Origin of the sequence: Ruegeria sp. HKCCD7221 (assembly GCF_013031225.1) — a bacterium.
In the GTDB taxonomy this organism is placed as follows: Bacteria; Pseudomonadota; Alphaproteobacteria; order Rhodobacterales; family Rhodobacteraceae; genus Ruegeria.
In genome coordinates this window covers 235,902-255,109 of the sequence record NZ_WPZE01000002.1, presented here as the reverse complement: position 1 = coordinate 255,109, position 19,208 = coordinate 235,902, and the positions used below count along the sequence as shown (strand labels likewise).

The following is a 19,208-nucleotide window of genomic DNA, read 5'->3' as shown; positions in this document are numbered from 1 at the left end:
ACTTAGAAGTTGAACTGAGCACCGAAGTCAGCACGGATGCGACCATCGTCGTCACCGTCCTTGATCTCGCCGACTGCGCCGCGCAGCGATGCACCGCCGCCCAGGTCGTAGATGGCGCCAACACCGATGTTGCGGGTGTCGTCGTCAGCCGAACCGTCGCCGTAAACCAGCTGCAGGGTAGTTGCTGCGCCCAGGTCGTAAGAAACCGAGAAACCGTAGGCGGTGCCGTTTTCCGCGTCGTCGATGACGTCATCGTCTGCAACGAACAGGGTGCCGTAGAAGTCGCCCAGTTCAGCGCCCAGCGTGAAGACGGTCAGGCTTTGGTCTTCGCCGTCAACCAGATCCGTTTGACCATAGGCCAGCGATGCGGTGATGTTGTTGAAGACGTAGCTTGCGAAGATGTCCCAACGGTCCGCGTCTTGGGGTTGACCCGCCAAAGCCAGGGTACGCTGGTCATACGAAGCACCGAACGACAGGTCGCCAACTGCGTACTGGAAGAACACGCCGTTTGCGCCCGAACCGGTCGAGCTGTACTCGAGGAACGAGTAGTTGACGCCCGAGTACTGACCCAGGAACTGTTCCAGGCCCGGCTCGGTACCGAAGTAGTCACCCAGGTTGTCGAACGAACCCGAAACGTTGCCGGCGTCAACGCGCAGACCGCTGTAGATGACCGAGAAACGTGCGCCGTTCAGACCGGCTTCGTTTTGCTCGCCATTGCCCGAGTCGTCGTCAGCTTGCAGACGAACGCGGCCCTGGAATTCAACGCCGCTGTCGGTTTCGACGTTTGCGTCGATGTTCAGACGGAAGCGCGAGACCAGGATGGTGTTGTCGGTGTCGACGGTAGCGCTGGCGGTGGTGCCGGTTCCACGAACGATGTCGCCGCTAGCGGTGGTGGTGAAGTTCGCAACCGTGCCGGTGCGGTCTTCTTGGTAGCCAACACCAAAACGGCCGTAACCACTGAACCGAATTTCAGCCGCAGCAACGCTTGCGGTCGCAAGCAGTGCGGTCGATGCAAAGAGTACTTTTTTCATGGTTTATCCATAAGTTTTGAGAGGAGTGTAGCCACAAAATTGCGGCTGGCCGCGTCTTCAAAGAAAATCCCTACGTGCACAATGGGTCCGCAGCATTTCAAATTGAGAGCGCGGAATTCTGTTGCATGTTTGCACAACATTTTTTTCGAAACACAAAACCATTTTGCGTGTGTTTACAGGTGGTTCAGGGTCGTCACCGGAATCGTTACAAAAATTTGAACACAAAAATACAAAACCACCCCTTTAAATCTGGGCAAGTGTACCGTCGGCTGAAATTGTAAGTTCTTCAAGCATTTGAAATTTTTACCTAATTCGAGCAGTCCAGCAAGAGAATCCTGCTCGAACAGGCATTGGTGAAGGGCCCGAATCGGCGCAAGTCGCACGCCCGGCTGTGCAATCAGCCCACATGTGGGATCCTTCAATTGCTTGTATAGAAGAACGAGAGTTTTCGGCTTACCCCACCCGGCGGCGGCGGGAAGGGCGAGGCCGCCCGCACCTGCGCTCTGGCTGCGCGGTCCACTTCGGGCGATCCGGAGCTGTCCACGACATCAACCCAAGCCAGCGATCCATCCGGGTTGATCTGGAAAAACACCTGCGCAAAGCCGCGCGCAGACACAAACACCACCGGCGCGCGGTTTAGATGTACCAGCACCCGGCCCGCGTAATTGGTCGTGTTCGAGTTCCCCGGTCCGCGCCCGCCAGAGCGACTGCCGGTATTGCCCGAAGTGAACGCGTCTATCCCCCTGCGCCGGTAAGTGGTCAGTGGCGACTCTACCTCCTGCGACGGGAACTGCAGCGCACTGAAATCTCGCGCGCCCCGCTGAATCCCCTGTCTTTGCGGGGTGGGCGTGCGCTCTGGTCGCTGCGGGCGTATCGAAGACGTCACCGCAAGGTCTGAGGTTTCGTCGGTGTCGTCCGGGGATTCAGCAGGCGTCGGCAGATCGGGCTCAACGGCTTCGTTTTCCAGCGGCACCACTGGGACAGGCGACACTTCGAGGACAGGCGCGACTTCGGGTGATGGAAGTGCGGCAAGCTGTTGCGGCTCTGGCTCCACGGGTTCAACCTGTGTTGCAACCGCGTCAGGCGCACCTTCGGGCGTTTCAACAACCTCGGACGGCTCAACCGGTGGCGTCTCGTCCACCTCCTGACTAGCGGCGTCGTCACCTTCTGACGTATTCTCGGTCTCAGCTACATCCGGTTCAACGGGCTCGGTCGCAATCGGTTGTACGACCTCTGCATCCCCTAAATCCGGCGAGGGTGTCACCTGCGGGTTGTCAGACGCAACAAGCGCCTCGCTGACGGGCACCTCGGGCGGTTCTTCCGGCGCTTCGACCGGCGGTTCAGGCGCTTCGGGCGGTTCTGGCTCAACTGGTTCGGCAATCACTTCGGCAAGGTCTTCGAACGTGTTGCCCAGCGCCACGGAGTCCGCCGGGCTTTCATTAGTTGGTTGTTCCGACAGGCTTGGGGCCGTGAACGTCAGGCCCATCACATGAATAAACAGCGATACAAGAATGGCCACAGCCGCTATGACGACCGACCCCCGGATCATTCCAGCGCCTTCTCGGTGACAACATAAACCGATGTCGCGCCCAGCCTGCGCAATTCGCCCGTAACCTCGATCAGTCGGGGGGCGGGCGCTGCGCGATCGGGAACGATCCGGACCGCGCCGGGTTCGCGACCCTCCATATAGGCTTGAGCGTCGGTCGTCTGGCCTCGAAAACTGATGCGGCCATCCTCATGCAGGATCAGGGCATCGGGCGGTTCGCGACCTTCAAGATCCGATGTGTCGACAAGATCCAGATCAGGATCCAACGGAGGCGCCACGGTTCCCGTGATCAGGAAAAAGATCAGCATCAGGAAAACGACGTTGATCAGCGCGATGGTGGAATCGCGTTTGCGGTGGGGACGCATCGACCGGATCATTCCAACACCAATACGTTGAGCTCGTCACGCCCACGCAGCCGGACCAACAGGTCAACCAGACGCTGCGACGTCGTATCGGGATCGAGGCTGACAAGAACTTGCCCGGTTTCAAGCTGATTACCCAGCTCATCCAGCGTGATCGGCGCACCGTTCAGATCAAGCCGCTCGGTTCCAAGCTGCACAAAATGCCGCTCTGCCGGGGTTTCTGAGGCCGCGCCTCCACCTGTCGCATTGCTCAGCTCGATCTCGCCGTACTTGGCGAATGTTGATGACAGCATGAAAAACAGAAGCAACAGAAAGATAACGTCGATGAGCGGGGTCATCGACAATCTTCGCCTGACGAACGGTGCAGGGTTACGCATGCTCGGGCGCGACGGCTGTCGCAGAGGTATCAACCGGGCCGGGAATACCCTGACCCGGCACCAGCACCGTGCGCAGCGCCTTGTCCGCGAAAACCCGTTCACGCGCCGTACGGCTTTCGAACCAGGACAGAACCATCGAGGTCGGCATGGCAACAGCGAGACCAACGGCCGTCGTGATCAGCGCAACCCAGATACCACCAGCCAGTAAGGACGGATCAACCGTTGAGCCTGCGGACTGAAGGCTGCGGAAGGCTTCGATCATGCCAAGCACAGTGCCGAACAGACCCAGCAAAGGCGCAAGCTGGGCCACGGTGTCCAACAGCCGGAACCCTCGCTCCAAACCTGCCAGCGCCAGCCCCGCCTCTGCGTCCAGCCGTTGATCCAGCCCCGGCGTGTCCGGCGCGTCCATAGCAACCCCAACAAGCGGAGCAAGATAGCTGCGGCTCTCGGCCAATCGCGCACGCGCGCGCCGGACATCACCGTCATCCCATGCCGCAAGCGCCTGAGACAGAACACGGTGCCGCCCAACGCCCGACACAGCAAACTGCCAGAGTTTGTAGAGCGTCACTGCAAGTGTCACAACGGACATTGCGATGAGAATTCCGACAACCGGCCCGCCAAGGGCCAGAATTTCGCGCAATGCGTCCAGCGGGCTCATCCAAGTAACTCCACTTCTGTCCGGCTGTTCAGTTTCAGCGTGTCATCGCATAATTGACTGTCCGCGCCTGCAACAACGCAGGTGTTTGCACCGTTAATCAACGCCCGACCCACCCCCGCGCATGTCATGCCCGGCAAATCGAACTGACGCACGCGCGGCCGACCCGCGGGCAGATCGCGAAAGTTGAACAGCGACAGGCTGACCACGCTGCCCGAAGCATCGAAAATCACCGTTTCGAAACTTGCGGCGTCAATTTCGGAACCGGTCTTGTTGTCAATCAGGAACGTCAATCGGCAGGCCCCTTCGACATCCTGAAGGGTGTTCAGTTCCAGCAACAGCCCGGTCTGGTCCGCGCCCTCGGACTGCGCTGCTGCTGCAAGTGGTAGTGAAACGAACATCGCGGCAAGCACCACACGGCGAAACTTCATTTGCGCGCTCCCAATTGTTCGACGCAGTCATCAGCAACCGGCATGTCTGACGGGCGCTGTAACCGTCATATCCAAGAAAGTTAGGGCACGAAAGGGTCACCGACACCATTGTGACCCCACGAGATTACGCGTGCTCGGATTTCCGCCGTTGATAGACAGCCATAGAAGTCGCTCCAATGAGAGGCCCGGAACTGGGCCGATGTCTACCCGTCATGCTCGGGAGGCGCCTCTGGTGCTTGGTAATTGACCATGGCGCAGGCGATCAGCCATTCCATCGCGTTGGCCTTGATATCGTGCTCGGACGAGATCGCGATTGTTCGGCTTTCGAAAATCTGGGCATATTTCGGCCAGGCCAGTTGATCGGCCGGGTAAATTGATCCGTCAGTCTTTTGCTGTTCCCATTTGTGCATGACACCGCCAGCGACACCAAAGCTGATCTGGCCGGGAATGGGCGGTTTGCCCCTCCCGTCAATCAACAACGGATCAGCGTAATCCCGACGACCCAGGCCCTGCACAAAGCTTACATTTGCGGGATTGCACCCCAATCCGAACCACATCCCTTCGACCACCGCCGCCTGCATTTCAGGCGGAAGCTCACCATTGGCCGCAAAGTACAGGGCGAAATGCGCCGCCCGCCAATTCGACCCCGGCCCAAACCGAAGCCAACCCGGACCCCACGGATAGGTCGCGGTGCTGTGCAATCCAAAATCACGCCCCATCCGCTCGGCCCGTTTGACGCGGAACCTAATCCAGCCTTTGATCGACTTGACGATCTCGGGGTTTGTTGGCCTGCCTTCCTGTCCCGCCTGAAGATAATCATAATACGAGAACTGGAAGATTTCCCGTTGAATGCCTTCGGCGGGATCATCAGATAAGGGCTCGAACGGGTTGTTATCCTCGAAAACCTTCAAGGCCGTCGCGTCGCCGCTGGCGCGGTAGATACTTGCGGCAGCCGCGACACGGGATCGCGACACGACGCTCACCCATTTTTCCGGCTTTGGCTCGGTCCCGTCTTCGTTCAGTGGGGCGGGTGCATAAGGATTTTTTGACAGAAACTCCTGCTCGGCCCAATACCAGGCGCGGACCGCCTCATCTATGAGACTATCGCCCAGGGTGATGTCACCGCACACGTGCTTGATAACGTAGCCCAGTTTCGCCGCACTAAAGGCAAACCAGTACGAGGCCCAGTCTTCCGGCCCATAGCTGTACGCAATCTGAACAGGGTTCCATGAAACCGAGCCGAATATCCCCGAATTCGAGTATTCAACGCCTCCGCCTATGCCGCCATCCTCGCGCTGGGTTCTGCGCCACAGGGAAATGCCCCACAATGCCTCGTGTATAAGATCGGGCAGAACTGTCTGTCCGTCCCCGCGATCGTCGCTGTTCTTACGAGCGCGCACGGATTCATCGGAAAATGGCTTGCCGCTTTCGGGAATATTCAGGTCCAGCGTCCGGGCATAGTCGAACGCCTCGACGATATGCGCCATGTGATAGACGACATCGGTGTGCTGAACACGGCGATCCCAATCCCCTGCGTCGTGCCATCCGCCCCAGGCATTTGGGTTGAGGTCCTCGGACCATGCAGCGGTGGATCCAGAAAGACCCGCGTTTCCGATTGGTTGCTCGCGCAGGATCTTGAAAACGCTCGACCCGTCATAGCCCTCGGATGTTCGCCCAAGTTGTACGTCGGTTTGCCACACCACCAGCCCGTCTTCGGGGTGGCCATTGCGTGGTCGGGTTCTGCCTTCGCCATATGGCTCGGCAATTTCGCACCCCGATCTTTGATGATAATACCAGCGCGCAGCCAACCTTAGCGCATCGGCATAAGGGGTATCGGAAACCTTGAATGGAAAGGAATCCCCTAATCCATCGACGTGCAGGTGATAATCGCCATTCCTGTCCAAATCCGAAAAATCAGCCTGATAGATATCACAGCCATTGAAGTTCTCTTCATTCCAGTGCGGTTCGGTCGCGGGTTTGACAAGCTCCAGCGTGCCGGTGCGCACAACCGTACGGTCCAGCTCATCAATCAAGCGCCAGCCGGTTTGTTCGGTCAGAATGACATCGGTGTTGCCGGGTATTCCGTTCTGATCATGCCCCCACCACTCGCCGACATAGGCTTTTTTTGGGCCCTTCACCGGATAGCCTGCCTGACAGACGTGCACGGCTTCGCTGAAGGCTGTGACGGGCTTGTGCCCTTGGATGGTCGCGACAGTGGGTCCTTTGAAGGAAAACTCTGCCCCTTGCGGAATTGGTTGGTCCAACACGAAAGTCAGAATGTGACGCTTGGTGCTGTCCCATCGGCGGACGTCCAGTGCCTCGGTCCGGATCGGGGTAGACTTGCGATACAACGCGACAACGGTGACGGGTTGTCCATTGACGGTAACGCTCCAACCTTCCGGCTGGTCTGCAAGCGCGTGCTTCTGATGCGGCTCTGATCCGGTGCGGAAACCAGACAGCCTGCTATCGCGCACCACTTTGGGCCACGCCGTGAAAAGCTGCGGCTGGGTCACGTTTGCATCGCCCGAGAAATACCCGTCCAGCCCGTTGAGCCGACCGACCGAACCAAATGAGACATAGGGGTCAGGAACCCATTCGCGATTGTCTTCGGGTTTGACCGCCACTGGATCGGATCTTTCGAACAGCGTGTCGATTACCGTGATCTGAACGGTGTCATCACCCACGAAACTCAATTGGGTTTCGATCTGATTGTCCGCGCGCAATGAAGAAACCAGCGCGATCGAAATCGGGGCGGACACTGCCAGAGCAGTACCCTGGAGCAATATGGCACGTCGCGAGAACATCATGAGCCGCATACTCTCCCGGGATCAAACAAAGCGAGCGTACCTCATTTCGCCGTCCGATCCAAACTCTGCAGGAAACGCCAGATCAGGCGGGGGCGCAGCAGGCTGTCGGGGTACAAAACAGCACCGCAGGCGCCTTCGAACAGAGCCGCCGACTTGCGCCCGTACTGGTACTGATTTCGCACGCCCGACCAGAAGATATCAATTTGCCGCGCACGCAGAAGCGACCGCAACCGCGACCCGAACCGTTCTTTCATCAAAGGATTCACCGCAATTTTTTCGATACACGGTACACGCCGCGCAAAGGCCGGGCCACGCGCCCCGAAATTGGCGCCACTGGCGACTTGGCGATAGTTCAGCAATGCAGGCCCCTGCACGACGGTGAATTCACCCAAAAGGGCCAGTCGGCACCAGAATTCCCAGTCTTCGCCATTGACCAAAGACTCGTCGTACCCACCGCAGCGTTGGGCGCTTTCGGTTCGGACGGCTAGTGCCCCCCCATTGACCACAAAGTTCTTTCGCAACAACGCGGCCAACTGATCCTGATCAGGCACAAGGTGGCGGTTGTCGGCCCCGCGCATAGGGTGCCCGTCCACGTCGATCCTCTGCACCCCTGCTACGGCGGCAATGGCGTCGGAGTTTTTCAAAGCTTCGGAAAACGTGCCCAACGCCTGCGCATGCAGCAGGTCATCAGCGTCCAGAAACAGAACAAACTTTCCTTTGGCCCGGCTCAAGCCAAGGTTTCGGGCCGCGCTGACACCTTTGGCCGGGCCGTCCACGGCGTGAAACCTGTCGTCCGATTGGGCAAACCGATCCGCAATCTGTCGGGTGTTGTCCGTTGAGCCATCGTCGACGCAGATCACTTCAAAATCAGCAAAGGTCTGGTCCTGCACACTCTGAAGCGTTTCTTCCAGAAACTGCTCCATATTGCGGGCCGGAATGACAATCGAAAAGACCGGTTCGTCAGAGGTATGCGCCACAATCACCCCTCCTTCACGCGGTCGACTTTGACGGCCGCGCTGCTGTATTCGGCAAAGTCAAAGCGCAGCAGCCCCGCAACCATGCCCGCCCCCCTGAGGATTTCGAGCCACCCCCTGTAAAACCTGGCCCGAGAGCCGAAGCCGAGGCACAAACAGGTCAGCGCACCCCAGCCCATGGCCGCAACGCTTTTCAGGGCGCGCGTTGCGATACCCTGCCGCCGGATCAGGGCGATGCGACTTAACGTGTTGCCCATTCGGAACCACCGTCGGCCAAGCCAGCGCAATGTCATGCGGTTTTCAGGGACATCATCCCAAACCAATGCATCTGCTGCGGCCCGGATCATTCCACCGCCGTCCCGCAGCCGAGAAAAGAACTCTTCGTCTTCGCCCCCGGTGATATTGAATCGCGGATCGAACCGCAGGCCACGTTCCCGAATGATTGCCGCATCCGCCATCGCGTTATTCGTCGCCGCAGCCGGCAATGCAGCCCCCTGCACATAAGGTCCCATGCGAAAAAGATTGAGCGCCTCGATCCAGTCCGGTGGCGGCTGCCTGTACCGGGGCTCTACCGTTCCCTGCACGGCCACGGTGTCCGGCAGAGTCATCGCTTGCAGCATCTGCGCCAGCCAGTCCTCGGACGCTTCTTCATCATCGTCCAGAAAGGCGATGTAATCTGCGTCAACCGGGGCTTCGTTCAGTGTCCGGTTCCGTGCAGACACGATTCCGCGTTCGTATTCAATGGTGTAGATGACCGGCCAATGGCTGAGTTCTCCGATATCGCCCAGTGCCTCGGTCGCTGGCGCGTCAGGCGCGTTATCGGCGATCACCAAGGTCACACGAATTCCAGGGGCTTCTAGTACTTGCCGGTTCAGGCTTTCGACCAAATTCCGCAGTCCTTCAGGCCGCAAGTAGGTTGCAATGCAAATGGCGATATGCGGCGCAGCTTTATGTGATTGTTCAACCGTCATCGGCGAAGCAAGTTTCCGCTCTTGCAGTTCCGGTTTCTTGCACCGGTCCTGTCTGGGTTTTGCGTCGGCGATGATCCTTGCATGGTTATCCCTTTTGCTCGGCATCCGCTGGTCGCAGATCGCTCCAGGTGGACCACGGCAGGGTTTCACGCCCTGTAAGTTCGGCCACAAATTCCATGTCGGGCCTGAACTGGTTCGCCAGCCTTTCCCGCGTTTCAGATGTGGGAGGCGGAACCATGATGTTCAGATGCTGCTTGTTCATCGACAACATCTGTTTCAAACCCGGAAGGGTCTTCAGCTTTTTCACCCCGTCACCCATTCCCAGCGATCGCATCATATCGCCACCGAACCGAAGCGACTTTTGCAAAGTCTTGTTCCTGTAGGTGATGTTTTCATGAAACCTTTCTGAAATCGCCTCTGACCCTTCCCGGGCCGAAAGGCCCAGATGCTCGCAAATCTGATCATAGGACTCGTCTGGATTTGCGGCCACTTCTTCGGAAAACAGCACCAGCAAGGCGTCCCGGTCAAAGTGCTGCAGCCAGTTTTCCAGATTGGTCTTGTACTGGCTTTGCTGCACATAGGCGGGGTTTTGGGCCAGACCCGCCTCGACCGAAGTCGAGGGCGCAATGTGGCCTTTGCGAATCTCATGCAAATGGTTCGAGAACACGCGCCCAATCGGATCCCTGAGGATGCAGATCAGCTTGAGGTCCTTGTTATAGGCCCGCGCCCGCCGGGGCGCATCTGAACTGAAGAAGTAGGTTGGAGAACACTCTCCACATATGTTTCCGGGCGGGGCGTCTGCGAAACAGCTTTCGTACCATGCATAGCCCCGGTCAAAATTCGCGGTGAAGAAATTCAGCTCTTTGGTGTCATTCGTCGTCACCGAACTGTGTTCGGACAACACGTGATGCAGCCAAGTCGTCGCGGCCTTTTGCGCACCGATTCCTATGAAATCCACCTTCCCCACACGAAATCCCTTCTGAACAAACCAACTTACCAATACTTCTGGCAAAACTCCGGGAAATTCAGTTCAGCCAGTCTTTGCGCCTCTCTACCTACGCTCGAACCGCTTCGGCACATCTTTTCTAAGCACAATGCTCAACGCATGCGGCAGCGTCCGCATATGCCTTCTGAACAGATACCGCGGACCGGTCGCCATGCGATGCAACCACTCTAGCCCCATTTTCTGCATCCACAAAGGCGCGCGCGGATAATCCCCGACGACAAAATGAAAACAGCCGCCGCAGGTCACTATCCAGGCACAATGATCCAGTTTTGAGGCTATGTGGTTGGCAAACAACTGCTCTTTTGGCTTTCCAAGCCCGACCCACAGGATATCGGCCTTGCTAGCGTTGATGTCGGCGATAACGGCCTCTTCCTCTGACGCATCAAAATACCCGTTTCGCCGGCCCACGACCTTCAGACCGGGATACAGGGCGGTCAACTCTTCAGCGCATCCGCGATTAATCTCTTCGGTGCTGCCCAGAAGGTAGAATCCCACATCGTTCTTCGCCGCCGCCGCAGCGGCTGAGTGAATGAAATCGGTAGTGGCCGTGCGTTCGGGAATGCCCTTGGACCCCTGTGTCCACTTCGAGGCCCAGACCACGATCTGCCCATCGGCATGAATGATATCGGCCGCGTCTATCGCCTTGGCGAATTGTGCATCTTCGGCATAAAGCGAGATTCCCTGTGCGTTCGAATCGAACACTGTCAATGTGCGGTGGTTTTGCCCGGCCCTGCGCCGTTCGACATCGTCCAGCATCGCCGACGTAAGCTCGGCGTCGCTGACGAGAGCGACGGGCATACCGCCTACAATTGTGTGCGACAAACGCTTGTCGAGAATCTTGTTCATCTCATAGCCAACTGGTTAAAACACATACAGTAACGGCAGGTTATCAGGACTGCCGATTCTCGCTAATACATACTCCACGAACTGCTCAGTTAATCGGCGCAGCCCCGTGCGAATTAGCAAACCCTCCTAAACTTCCTATCTTTTCGCAGCCAATCATGGTTTTCTAGACCCATTGTTGACGCCATCTGTTGATTTCACTGTTGATACAAGCCCGCTGACACTATGCTCGGGCCTATCCTTACCGCACGTTGTTTTTTGTCATGACTGATCAGTATCGCCGAGGATTAGATGTGGAGCTCTCTGGGACGGGTCTTGCTTCGGCAGGCGACCCAGAGCTTAGAACGCTGTCCAATATTGCCTGGGCCATAAGGCGCTCACTTCCGTGGATCATGGTAATGGGGTTTGTGGGTGCTGTTATAGCATACATTTTCACGTACACCTCGGACACAAGATACACGTCCAGCGCAAAAGTCATGATGGAAACCCGTGTTCAGACCGAAACGCAGTTCACGCCTTACGTTTCAGGCCTGCCGCTTTCGCTGACATCGCTGGAAAGTGAACTTGAGCTTTTACGCTCTACCGACTTGATCGAAGGTGTTGTCGACCGGATGCAGCTTTATCTGGATCCCGAATTTTCTGGGGAAGACACCAGTATCAACCTGTCGCCAATCGCACTGGCGCGTAGCCTAAAGAATAGTCTGGTCGACGCCCTGAGCGGTGATAATGACGAAGAGGTGGGCAGCGATTCCTCGGCGGAAGAGCTTGCGCGGGAAACGACCATTGAGAACCTGCTGAAATCGACACGGATCGAACAGATTGGCGATATTTCAGCGGTCTACCAGATTCGCGTCACGGCGAAGTCGCCGCAAAAGGCGGCCGACATCGCCAACAGCCTTGCGTCAGAATACCTGTCAAATCTGACGACCATGAAACGCAATGATCTGATTCAGTCCCAAAGTTGGCTTACAACGCGGATCGGGCATCTGCGGGATGACCTGAACAAACTGAGCTCGGATCTGGAAACACATTCTATTGAAATCCCGTATTCCCCCGACGAATACGCAACCATCAAGGCCCAGCGCATTAAGGCCGAGCGGCGCGCCCAACTGGTGGAAAATGAGCTGGCCCGGATCAAAGAGCAAACCAGCGCGATCCACAGCCTGCGCGCGCAAGGAAAATCCCAAGAAGCGATCGACTTTGCCAAGAAAATCGGGTTGCTTCCGCCGGACCTTGGACAGGATGCCAATACCGAGGAAGCGCTAAAGCGCCTCAGCGCCGCGCAGGACATTGCCGAAAAACGGGTAGAGCAGTTGGACGACCAACTGAACGACCTGAACCGCAGCATCGAAGTGTTCCGCGCGCAGCAGGCCGAACAGGTTCAGCACGACTCGGTCACCAAGCGGATCGAAAATGAAATTCTGGTCACCGAAGCGATTTACCGGGACTTCGTATCCCAGCTTGGGCGCAGGGCCGAACAAGGTGATTATCTGGACGCTGGTGCGCATCTTATCGAGCGGGCCCGTGTCTCGGTCGACCCGTCGGAACCCAAGCGGTCGCAGACATCCATCGGCGTGATGTTCATGATCATCTTCGCCGGTCTCGGCTGGACCGTGATGCGCGAAATCTTCCAAAAGCGGCTCAGAACCACCTATGAATTCGAAAGCGCAACAGGGGTAAAACTGTCTGCGATCCTTCCCGAGATCAAAAACGCCCCGCAATTCGAGGCGTTCTTTACCAATGACGGAAAGCTGGACCCCGAGTTTGTGCGATATGGCAAAAAGCTATTGGCCAGCAGTGACGTTGGATTGCGATCCCTGCGCCAGCAGGGCGAGCCGTCCTTCTCGCAAGCGGTCGAGTTTTTCTCAAAAAGTCTGGACGGCAAGCCCAACCAGAGCTTCTCGAACAATGGGTGCGTCATCTTCTCTGGCGCGTCCGCGCTGCCGGATGAAGGGAAAACATCATCCCTTCTGTTGATCGGATCCGTCTGCGCCAAGACAAAATTCCGGACGCTGATTATTGATTGCGATACGGTCGCGTCTGCTTATCGAGATCTGTCAAAACTGTCGGTCGATGAACTGAAATACTGCACCGCTAATCCCTCATCCTTTCAGGAACACATTGTTGCGACGCCTCAGGATGGGTTGGATATCCTGCCGCTTGCCGGCAATCTGGATTCCGAGACAAAGGTATCGCTTGTTGAAGAGTTCCTGCGCTCTCCGGCCTTCATTAATTTGTTGATCACCCTGTCCGATATGTACGAAGTGATCCTTCTGGACACACCGCCCCTGCTGGCGGCGGTGGAATCTGCGTATCTGTCACAGATTTCCCAACGGGTCATTTTGTTTACAAGATGGAACGACACGCACAGAAATTCCGTCTTTCAAGCGATACGTGAGTTGGAAAACGCTGATGTCAGACCTGCGGCCCTGGTTGCGACGCGTGTCGATCTGAAACGCGCCAAAAAATATGGTGATCCCAACCTGGGATAGCGCCTGACACAACAAGTTTTCCTGTAGGCATTTTCAGACTGCACATGTTGCTAGCCCGTTTTCATTGTTCCGTGTTCTGGCCCGACCCCAAAATGCGCCGCGAGAACAGAAAGTTTATAACCATCCCGGCCAGCGTCGCTGGCACCAATGCAATGACCGGATAGGCACCTGCTGTCTCGTTGAGGCGGATCAACGCCACGAACACCGCGTAGTTCACCGCCAGACCAAAGCTCATTGCCAACACATAGCTTGCGAATTCTCTCAGTGTCGGACGGCTGACAGTGGCGAAAGTAAAGGTCCGGTTCAAATACCAGGTTGTCGTGACGGCCCCGCAGAAAGAGATAATGCGCCCGATCTCGGGGATCAGTCCAAACCACTCGGTTGTCAGCAACAGCAGACCGGCATCCACGAAGAACGCGATACCACCCACGATTACGAACCTGAAAAACTGAGAGGAAGGCATGTTCACAAGTCCATCGTCGCCATTGATAAAACAATCTCATTTCCAGTGGCCGGGCTTTTCTTGGACCCCACCGAAAGCTCTGGAAAGACCGCAGCAAATTGGCCGCAAAACAGGTTAGAGCTTTGACCCTTATGTCAATTTTTCTTTTGGCATAGGCGAATATCTGGTATCCCAAAACATATTCTGTCAATCCGTGTTTTTGTTTTTTTGGAGGATGAGTGCCGTGTTGAAGGATGAGGCAGCTTCGGGTGTGAAGGGTAGCAACCCAGATCACGTTGCTTCGGATGATGCGGTTCGGATTGCGATCATTTTACCCTGCTACAACGAAGAAGCGGCGATTGAACTGACCGTTTCTGAATTCAAGGAAGCCCTGCCAGACGCCGACGTGTATGTGTTCGACAACAATTCATCGGATGCGACGATCGAGGTGGCACAGCGCGCGGGCGCGACCGTCCGATCCGAAACAAATCAAGGCAAGGGAAACGTGGTTCGACGCATGTTCGCGGACGTGGAGGCAGACGTTTATATCATGGCCGACGGCGATGCCACCTATGACGCCAGCAATGTCACTGAACTGATCGCATTGCTGCGGAACAACAACCTGGACATGGTGAACGGGGCACGAAAACACTCGGATGACGCAGCCTATCGGCCCGGCCACAAATTTGGCAACCGGATGCTGACTTCATTGGTCAAGCTGTTCTTTGGCCGAAACCTTGAGGACATGCTGTCGGGGTACAGGGTGTTCAGCCGACGGTTCGTCAAAAGCTTTCCCAGTATGTCCAGCGGGTTTGAGATCGAAACCGAACTTACCGTTCACGCGCTTCAAATGCGGCTTCCGATTGATGAGGTACAGGTCAAGTATCGCGCACGGCCCGAGAATTCGGTGTCCAAGCTGTCGACCTATGGAGATGGTCTGAGAATCCTGCGCATGATCGGCTTTCTGGTGAAGGAAGAGAAACCACTGTTGTTCTTTTTCTCACTCGCCGGGCTGATCTTCATCCCTTCGGGCCTTGTGTTCCTATCGGTACTTTTGGAGTTTCTGGAAACAAGTCAGGTCGCACGGTTTCCATCCTTATTCGCGGCACTGACCGGGTTCCTGATGTCAATTGTCTGTATCGCCTGCGCCCTGATCCTCGACACCGTTTCGCGCGGCAGAAGAGAGGCCCGCCGCCTCAGCTATCTGCAGTATGAGGCCCCCAAACCCTAAGACCCGGCGCGACGCTGATTGATATGAAATACAAGGTAGGTCGCCAACAGCGGCAATAGCCAGACAACGCGCGCCTGATACCGGTGATGCGGATCCGACAGAACGCCGCATACCACCGCATTTACCACAAGCGTTGCCAAAATCAGAATGCCCAAAGCCAAGGCCGCGTCTGAAACAGGTCGTGACGCGTAGATGTAAAACACTGTCATCAAACTGAAGGCCGCAACCACATAGATCAGGGTTGACAATGCAACAAACGGATAGGCTCCGGTGACGGCCTTCGAGTCCCCGTAATTTTTCAGATCGACCTCGGACATGAACAGCGGTGCCTGCTCAAGAAAGACCCGCTTGGCCGTTTCAAACTCGTACAACCCGAACAGGCCGAACTGTTCGGCCGAGTTTTTTAGCGACGCCGCGATTTGCATCCCCGGGTATTCCAGTGCCGCCGTCAGAAAAACCGAGGCGTCCTCATTGCTGAGTTGCAGCTTGGTGTCCGGATCGGACGACCGGAAAAACCCGTCCGGGTGCCACAGAAAATGCTGCGAGTCCCGGCTTTGTAACGGAGCCGCGCCGCAGATTGTGAACCCGTGCTGTTCGCAGTCATTGTCAATTAGTTCCGCAACCGGTCCATCTTCGATCCCCCGTGCGGTCAAAAAGGGGATGCTTTGCGGCCAGCTTCCGAACATGGTGAAGGCGACATAGGCGAACAGGAAAACCGCAAACACACCTGCGCCAAAGGCGGAACAAGATACAAGCAGACCGGAAAACGTGGGCCTGAGCCGCGGCCAGATCGACATGAACAACAAGATTGTCAGCAATCCGAAGATCACCAGAATATGGCTGTTATGAAAGGCGGCGGCGGCGGCCAACGTGACCCAACAGAACACTTTCTGAAGGACCGACAGATTCTTTCTGCCGTAACACAGAAGGAACAGGCAAATAGGTGCCAAAGCCGCAAATATGTCCGGCATGGTGTAAGTCGAAAAATACGGCAGCGGTGTCGCCAAAGCGCAAATCGCCCCGGCGGCCAGATAGGGTTTTACAGGATCAACTGGGCACAGCTGCCTGATCGTCAACCACGCAGCATAGCCAACTATGAGCGACTGAAAAAACGCTAGCAAGTAAGGCTGAACACCGAAAAAGACGTACACGAAAATCCCGTAATACGGGGACCGTGACATGGGTACCGCGAACTTGCCGCCGTTTTCCGAGTTTCCCGGTTGCGCAGTTGTCTCTTCATTCGCGCTCTGCGCTTGTGATCCGGTGTTTTCAGCGATCAACTCTTCGGCAGGTTTTCCGGCAATCGTCTGAACCACCGCTTCACCCGCCTTGTGATACCCTTCCGTGTCAAAGAAAACGAAAGGAAACCCGTTTATGGCCGCTGGCAACATCTGCATGACCGCAAATGTGACGACCAGCATCAAGGCCTTCAAAGTGGTCATGTTCGCTGTATCTGATTGCGGGGAAACACCGACACCAATGGACGCCACGCTGGATGCTTCGTTTTTCATGCTAAAAACCACATTCGAAATTCGTTACCCGTTTAACAACTATGGCGAGGCAGACGGACACCCGCTTTTCAAACTTGCGCCGCGCCGAATGTGCCTCCTCTGACTGGTGATGTATTTGCTGGGCTCACTCGGTCAGAGGCGCTTCGGGCAGCAACTCTTCAACCTTGATCTCCAGGCTGTCACCCGGAAGCAAACGTGTTTGCTTGTCCCCCTGAACCGCCTGCAATTCACCTTCGATCAAACGATAAATTCTGACCGTATAGTCGATGTCGGTAATTAGACTATCAATCCCCATCTCATTGGACGCCCCTGCCAGATATTTGGCGATCGTGTCCATTTGCAATGTCGATTCCCTAATGGCCAGATTCGCATCCCGCCGCTCCTGCAACAGACGCAAAGACCGCTCTTGTTCGTATTGTTCGCGATCCCGTCTGAGCCGGGTCAGGACCAGACTGGTCGCAGCAAGGTCCTCGTCTACATCCAGCAGACGTGTTGCGGACAGAACGGTTGTACGACGGGTGTCGGCGATACGAGAACCCGGCGCCAGACCACGATCCACAAGACTGATGACCCGCGCTTCTTCTTCTTCGTCGGCAGCCAGCGCCTTAGCCAGTTGGAATTTTTGCTTTTGAAGGATCGCGATACGCTCGCCTGCCTGTTCCTCGGCATCTTCAAAGAAATGCCGTTCACCCGTTTCATTGGCCAGGTTCACCGTGCGAATCTTAATCTGTTCAGCGATCAGATCTGCCAGTACTGTTTCCGATACGGAAACATCATCAATCATAGGCTCGGGGTGGTTCATATTTTGCAACAATTCAGTTGTGACACGCCATTTCCGGGTCAGCGCTTCCGCTTGGTCCAGCGCCGCCTGACCATAGGCTGTTTGCCAGCGCATCAGTTGAATGGGGTCAATGGTGACGTCATCGGTCAAAAGCTGGCTTCTGACACCGCCAGCCAGCGCGACGGCTTCGCGGGCTGTGACACCGGGTCGATAATCAATCTGGCCCGTCCGCGCGACATCCCCGCCAATGATGATCGGTCGATACCCGTTCCGGGAAATCTCAATCTCATCACCATCCAACTGAATGATGAATATCTCACCGTTGTTGTTGTATTGCTTCACGATTTTGCCAGAGGCGTCCAGGCGCACGCGCTGCTCCAGTTCCTCCAGCGACAAACCCTGTGCTTCAAACTGACCAAGCCATTGCAGGTTCACGTAACCATGTACGTCTATTACCGATTCGAAAGACAGGTAATCCAGTCCTGTAAACGTCACACGGACGTTATCGCCGGGCTCAAGATCGAAATCCGCAAGGGCGGCTCCGGCGTAAAGAGTAAAAAATATCGCAACCAGGCCACGAGCAAACGACCGAAATTGATCACCAATCCAGCCGGACGCCTTTCCACACAAATCACACAGTACAAATGTCATCTCGGTCACCACTTAACATGCAGGCAACAAGCCCGGAAATTTCAGTAACCGGTCGCGTTACACACTGCGCCTACGGTTCGGAAGAGTATCTTGAGGTCGAACCAGAACCCGATTTGCCTTGCATAGTCGCTGTCAAACAGCGCGCGATGCGAGAACTCTACATCGTTGCGATCGGAAACCTGCCACAGACCGGTGATTCCGGGCTTCATCAAACCGTATTCCAGACCCGGATATAGAACCTGCTGTTCAGGCAGCATCGGACGCGGGCCAACCAGACTCATATCCCCCACAAGGACGTTCCAAAGCTGCGGCAGCTCATCCAGCGATGTCATACGGATGAACCGGCCGAACCGTGTGACCCGTGGGTCATTTTCCAACTTTTGATGCTTGCGCCATTCAGCGGCCGCCGCCGGGCATTCTTTCAGATGTTGTTCCAGCATCCGCTCCGCATTCGGAACCATCGAGCGGAATTTCAGAAAGTCGAATTCCTTGCCGCCGATGCCCACACGTCTTTGCCGGTAAATAGCCGGACCACCATCCAGTTTAACAAGAATCGAAATGACAAGAATGATTGGCAGCACAAATGGTGCACCGATCAGGATAAGAAAGATGTCCAACAGACGCTTACCCTTGACGGCGTAAAAACTTTTTAAATTGCAGAACTCGACAACTTCAGAAATAGAGTTTTGATTTGGTTTGCAAATTTCAGAATCTTCTATCCGAATAGAACTTCGAACATGGTTCATAATAACCCCCAAGACAACACAACAGCACTCAAAACGTCGGCGACAAAACATGCCACATACGCTTCGCCACACGCTGCTCCGTTAAGTGCGGATGCAGCGGCGACTACAAATTCTATTCGCTCGAATTTGGGGTACAGCGCACCTAGTGCGTGATCCCACCCATGTTATAGCCCGACTCGGTGCCAACACCGACCGGGATTATTGCCCCGCAATATGATCGCACCTTTAAAATAAAGAGACAACTTATTTGTTGGAGATTATCGGAGCTCACAAACTTTTGCATCGAAACAGGGCATCATGGGGGTCAGCAGATGGCCAACCGACTGCAATAGTTTCCAAATTGGAAACAGT

Annotated in this window: 17 protein-coding genes; 2 read left to right on the top strand and 15 right to left on the bottom strand. The window is 56.0% G+C overall.

Annotated features, from left to right (window positions below):
* Nucleotides 1-2 precede the first annotated feature (2 nt).
* From GOX73_RS06870 to GOX73_RS06820, 11 genes are all read right to left on the bottom strand, one after another.
* Nucleotides 3-1,031 (bottom strand): porin, encoded by a 1,029-nt coding sequence (locus tag GOX73_RS06870; RefSeq protein WP_171123141.1) that lies wholly within the window; start codon nucleotides 1,029-1,031, stop codon nucleotides 3-5.
* A 418-nt stretch (nucleotides 1,032-1,449) separates the two neighbouring features.
* A complete protein-coding gene (locus GOX73_RS06865; protein WP_171124050.1) occupies nucleotides 1,450-2,580 on the bottom strand; it encodes an energy transducer TonB in 1,131 nt (376 codons plus the stop codon).
* A complete protein-coding gene (locus tag GOX73_RS06860) occupies nucleotides 2,577-2,954 on the bottom strand; it encodes a biopolymer transporter ExbD (RefSeq protein ID WP_171123145.1) in 378 nt (125 codons plus the stop codon). Before GOX73_RS06860 ends, GOX73_RS06865 begins: the two co-directional genes overlap by 4 nt.
* Nucleotides 2,951-3,277, bottom strand: a complete 327-nt coding sequence (locus GOX73_RS06855; protein WP_171124047.1) for a biopolymer transporter ExbD — start codon at nucleotides 3,275-3,277, stop codon at nucleotides 2,951-2,953. Before GOX73_RS06855 ends, GOX73_RS06860 begins: the two co-directional genes overlap by 4 nt.
* 31 nt (nucleotides 3,278-3,308) lie before the next feature.
* Nucleotides 3,309-3,974, bottom strand: a complete 666-nt coding sequence (locus tag GOX73_RS06850; protein WP_171123149.1) for a MotA/TolQ/ExbB proton channel family protein — start codon at nucleotides 3,972-3,974, stop codon at nucleotides 3,309-3,311.
* The gene (locus tag GOX73_RS06845; RefSeq protein WP_171124045.1) at nucleotides 3,971-4,402 is read right to left on the bottom strand and encodes a hypothetical protein; all 432 of its coding nucleotides are present in this window, start codon (nucleotides 4,400-4,402) and stop codon (nucleotides 3,971-3,973) included. Before GOX73_RS06845 ends, GOX73_RS06850 begins: the two co-directional genes overlap by 4 nt.
* 203 nt (nucleotides 4,403-4,605) lie before the next feature.
* The gene (locus tag GOX73_RS06840) at nucleotides 4,606-7,209 is read right to left on the bottom strand and encodes a glycoside hydrolase family 9 protein (RefSeq protein WP_171134831.1); all 2,604 of its coding nucleotides are present in this window, start codon (nucleotides 7,207-7,209) and stop codon (nucleotides 4,606-4,608) included.
* A gap of 41 nt (nucleotides 7,210-7,250) precedes the next feature.
* Nucleotides 7,251-8,186 carry a glycosyltransferase gene (locus tag GOX73_RS06835; RefSeq protein ID WP_171124041.1) on the bottom strand — a complete coding sequence of 312 codons (936 nt, stop codon included), beginning with the start codon at nucleotides 8,184-8,186 and terminating at the stop codon, nucleotides 7,251-7,253.
* A 2-nt stretch (nucleotides 8,187-8,188) separates the two neighbouring features.
* Entirely contained in the window at nucleotides 8,189-9,259 is a 1,071-nt protein-coding gene (locus GOX73_RS06830; RefSeq protein ID WP_171134830.1) for a glycosyltransferase family 2 protein, read from the bottom strand.
* Entirely contained in the window at nucleotides 9,240-10,112 is an 873-nt protein-coding gene (locus GOX73_RS06825) for a sulfotransferase (protein WP_171123158.1), read from the bottom strand. Before GOX73_RS06825 ends, GOX73_RS06830 begins: the two co-directional genes overlap by 20 nt.
* A gap of 93 nt (nucleotides 10,113-10,205) precedes the next feature.
* The gene (locus tag GOX73_RS06820; RefSeq protein ID WP_171124037.1) at nucleotides 10,206-11,006 is read right to left on the bottom strand and encodes a WecB/TagA/CpsF family glycosyltransferase; all 801 of its coding nucleotides are present in this window, start codon (nucleotides 11,004-11,006) and stop codon (nucleotides 10,206-10,208) included.
* A gap of 260 nt (nucleotides 11,007-11,266) precedes the next feature.
* Here GOX73_RS06820 and GOX73_RS06815 point away from each other — a divergent pair, with 260 nt between their 5' ends.
* Nucleotides 11,267-13,495 (top strand): AAA family ATPase, encoded by a 2,229-nt coding sequence (locus GOX73_RS06815; protein ID WP_256367675.1) that lies wholly within the window; start codon nucleotides 11,267-11,269, stop codon nucleotides 13,493-13,495.
* A gap of 61 nt (nucleotides 13,496-13,556) precedes the next feature.
* Here the strand turns inward: GOX73_RS06815 and GOX73_RS06810 are convergent, their stop codons facing one another.
* The gene (locus tag GOX73_RS06810) at nucleotides 13,557-13,958 is read right to left on the bottom strand and encodes a GtrA family protein (RefSeq protein WP_171123164.1); all 402 of its coding nucleotides are present in this window, start codon (nucleotides 13,956-13,958) and stop codon (nucleotides 13,557-13,559) included.
* A 223-nt stretch (nucleotides 13,959-14,181) separates the two neighbouring features.
* Between GOX73_RS06810 and GOX73_RS06805 the strand changes: the two genes are divergently transcribed.
* Entirely contained in the window at nucleotides 14,182-15,168 is a 987-nt protein-coding gene (locus tag GOX73_RS06805; RefSeq protein WP_371808151.1) for a glycosyltransferase family 2 protein, read from the top strand.
* Here the strand turns inward: GOX73_RS06805 and GOX73_RS06800 are convergent.
* The 3 genes from GOX73_RS06800 to GOX73_RS06790 form a co-directional block, all read right to left on the bottom strand.
* Nucleotides 15,165-16,679, bottom strand: a complete 1,515-nt coding sequence (locus GOX73_RS06800) for a hypothetical protein (RefSeq protein WP_171134829.1) — start codon at nucleotides 16,677-16,679, stop codon at nucleotides 15,165-15,167. The genes GOX73_RS06805 and GOX73_RS06800 overlap by 4 nt on opposite strands.
* Before the next feature lie 124 nt (nucleotides 16,680-16,803).
* The gene (locus tag GOX73_RS06795) at nucleotides 16,804-18,111 is read right to left on the bottom strand and encodes a polysaccharide biosynthesis/export family protein (RefSeq protein WP_171134828.1); all 1,308 of its coding nucleotides are present in this window, start codon (nucleotides 18,109-18,111) and stop codon (nucleotides 16,804-16,806) included.
* 41 nt (nucleotides 18,112-18,152) lie between these two features.
* The gene (locus tag GOX73_RS06790) at nucleotides 18,153-18,728 is read right to left on the bottom strand and encodes a sugar transferase (RefSeq protein ID WP_171124029.1); all 576 of its coding nucleotides are present in this window, start codon (nucleotides 18,726-18,728) and stop codon (nucleotides 18,153-18,155) included.
* Nucleotides 18,729-19,208 lie beyond the last annotated feature (480 nt).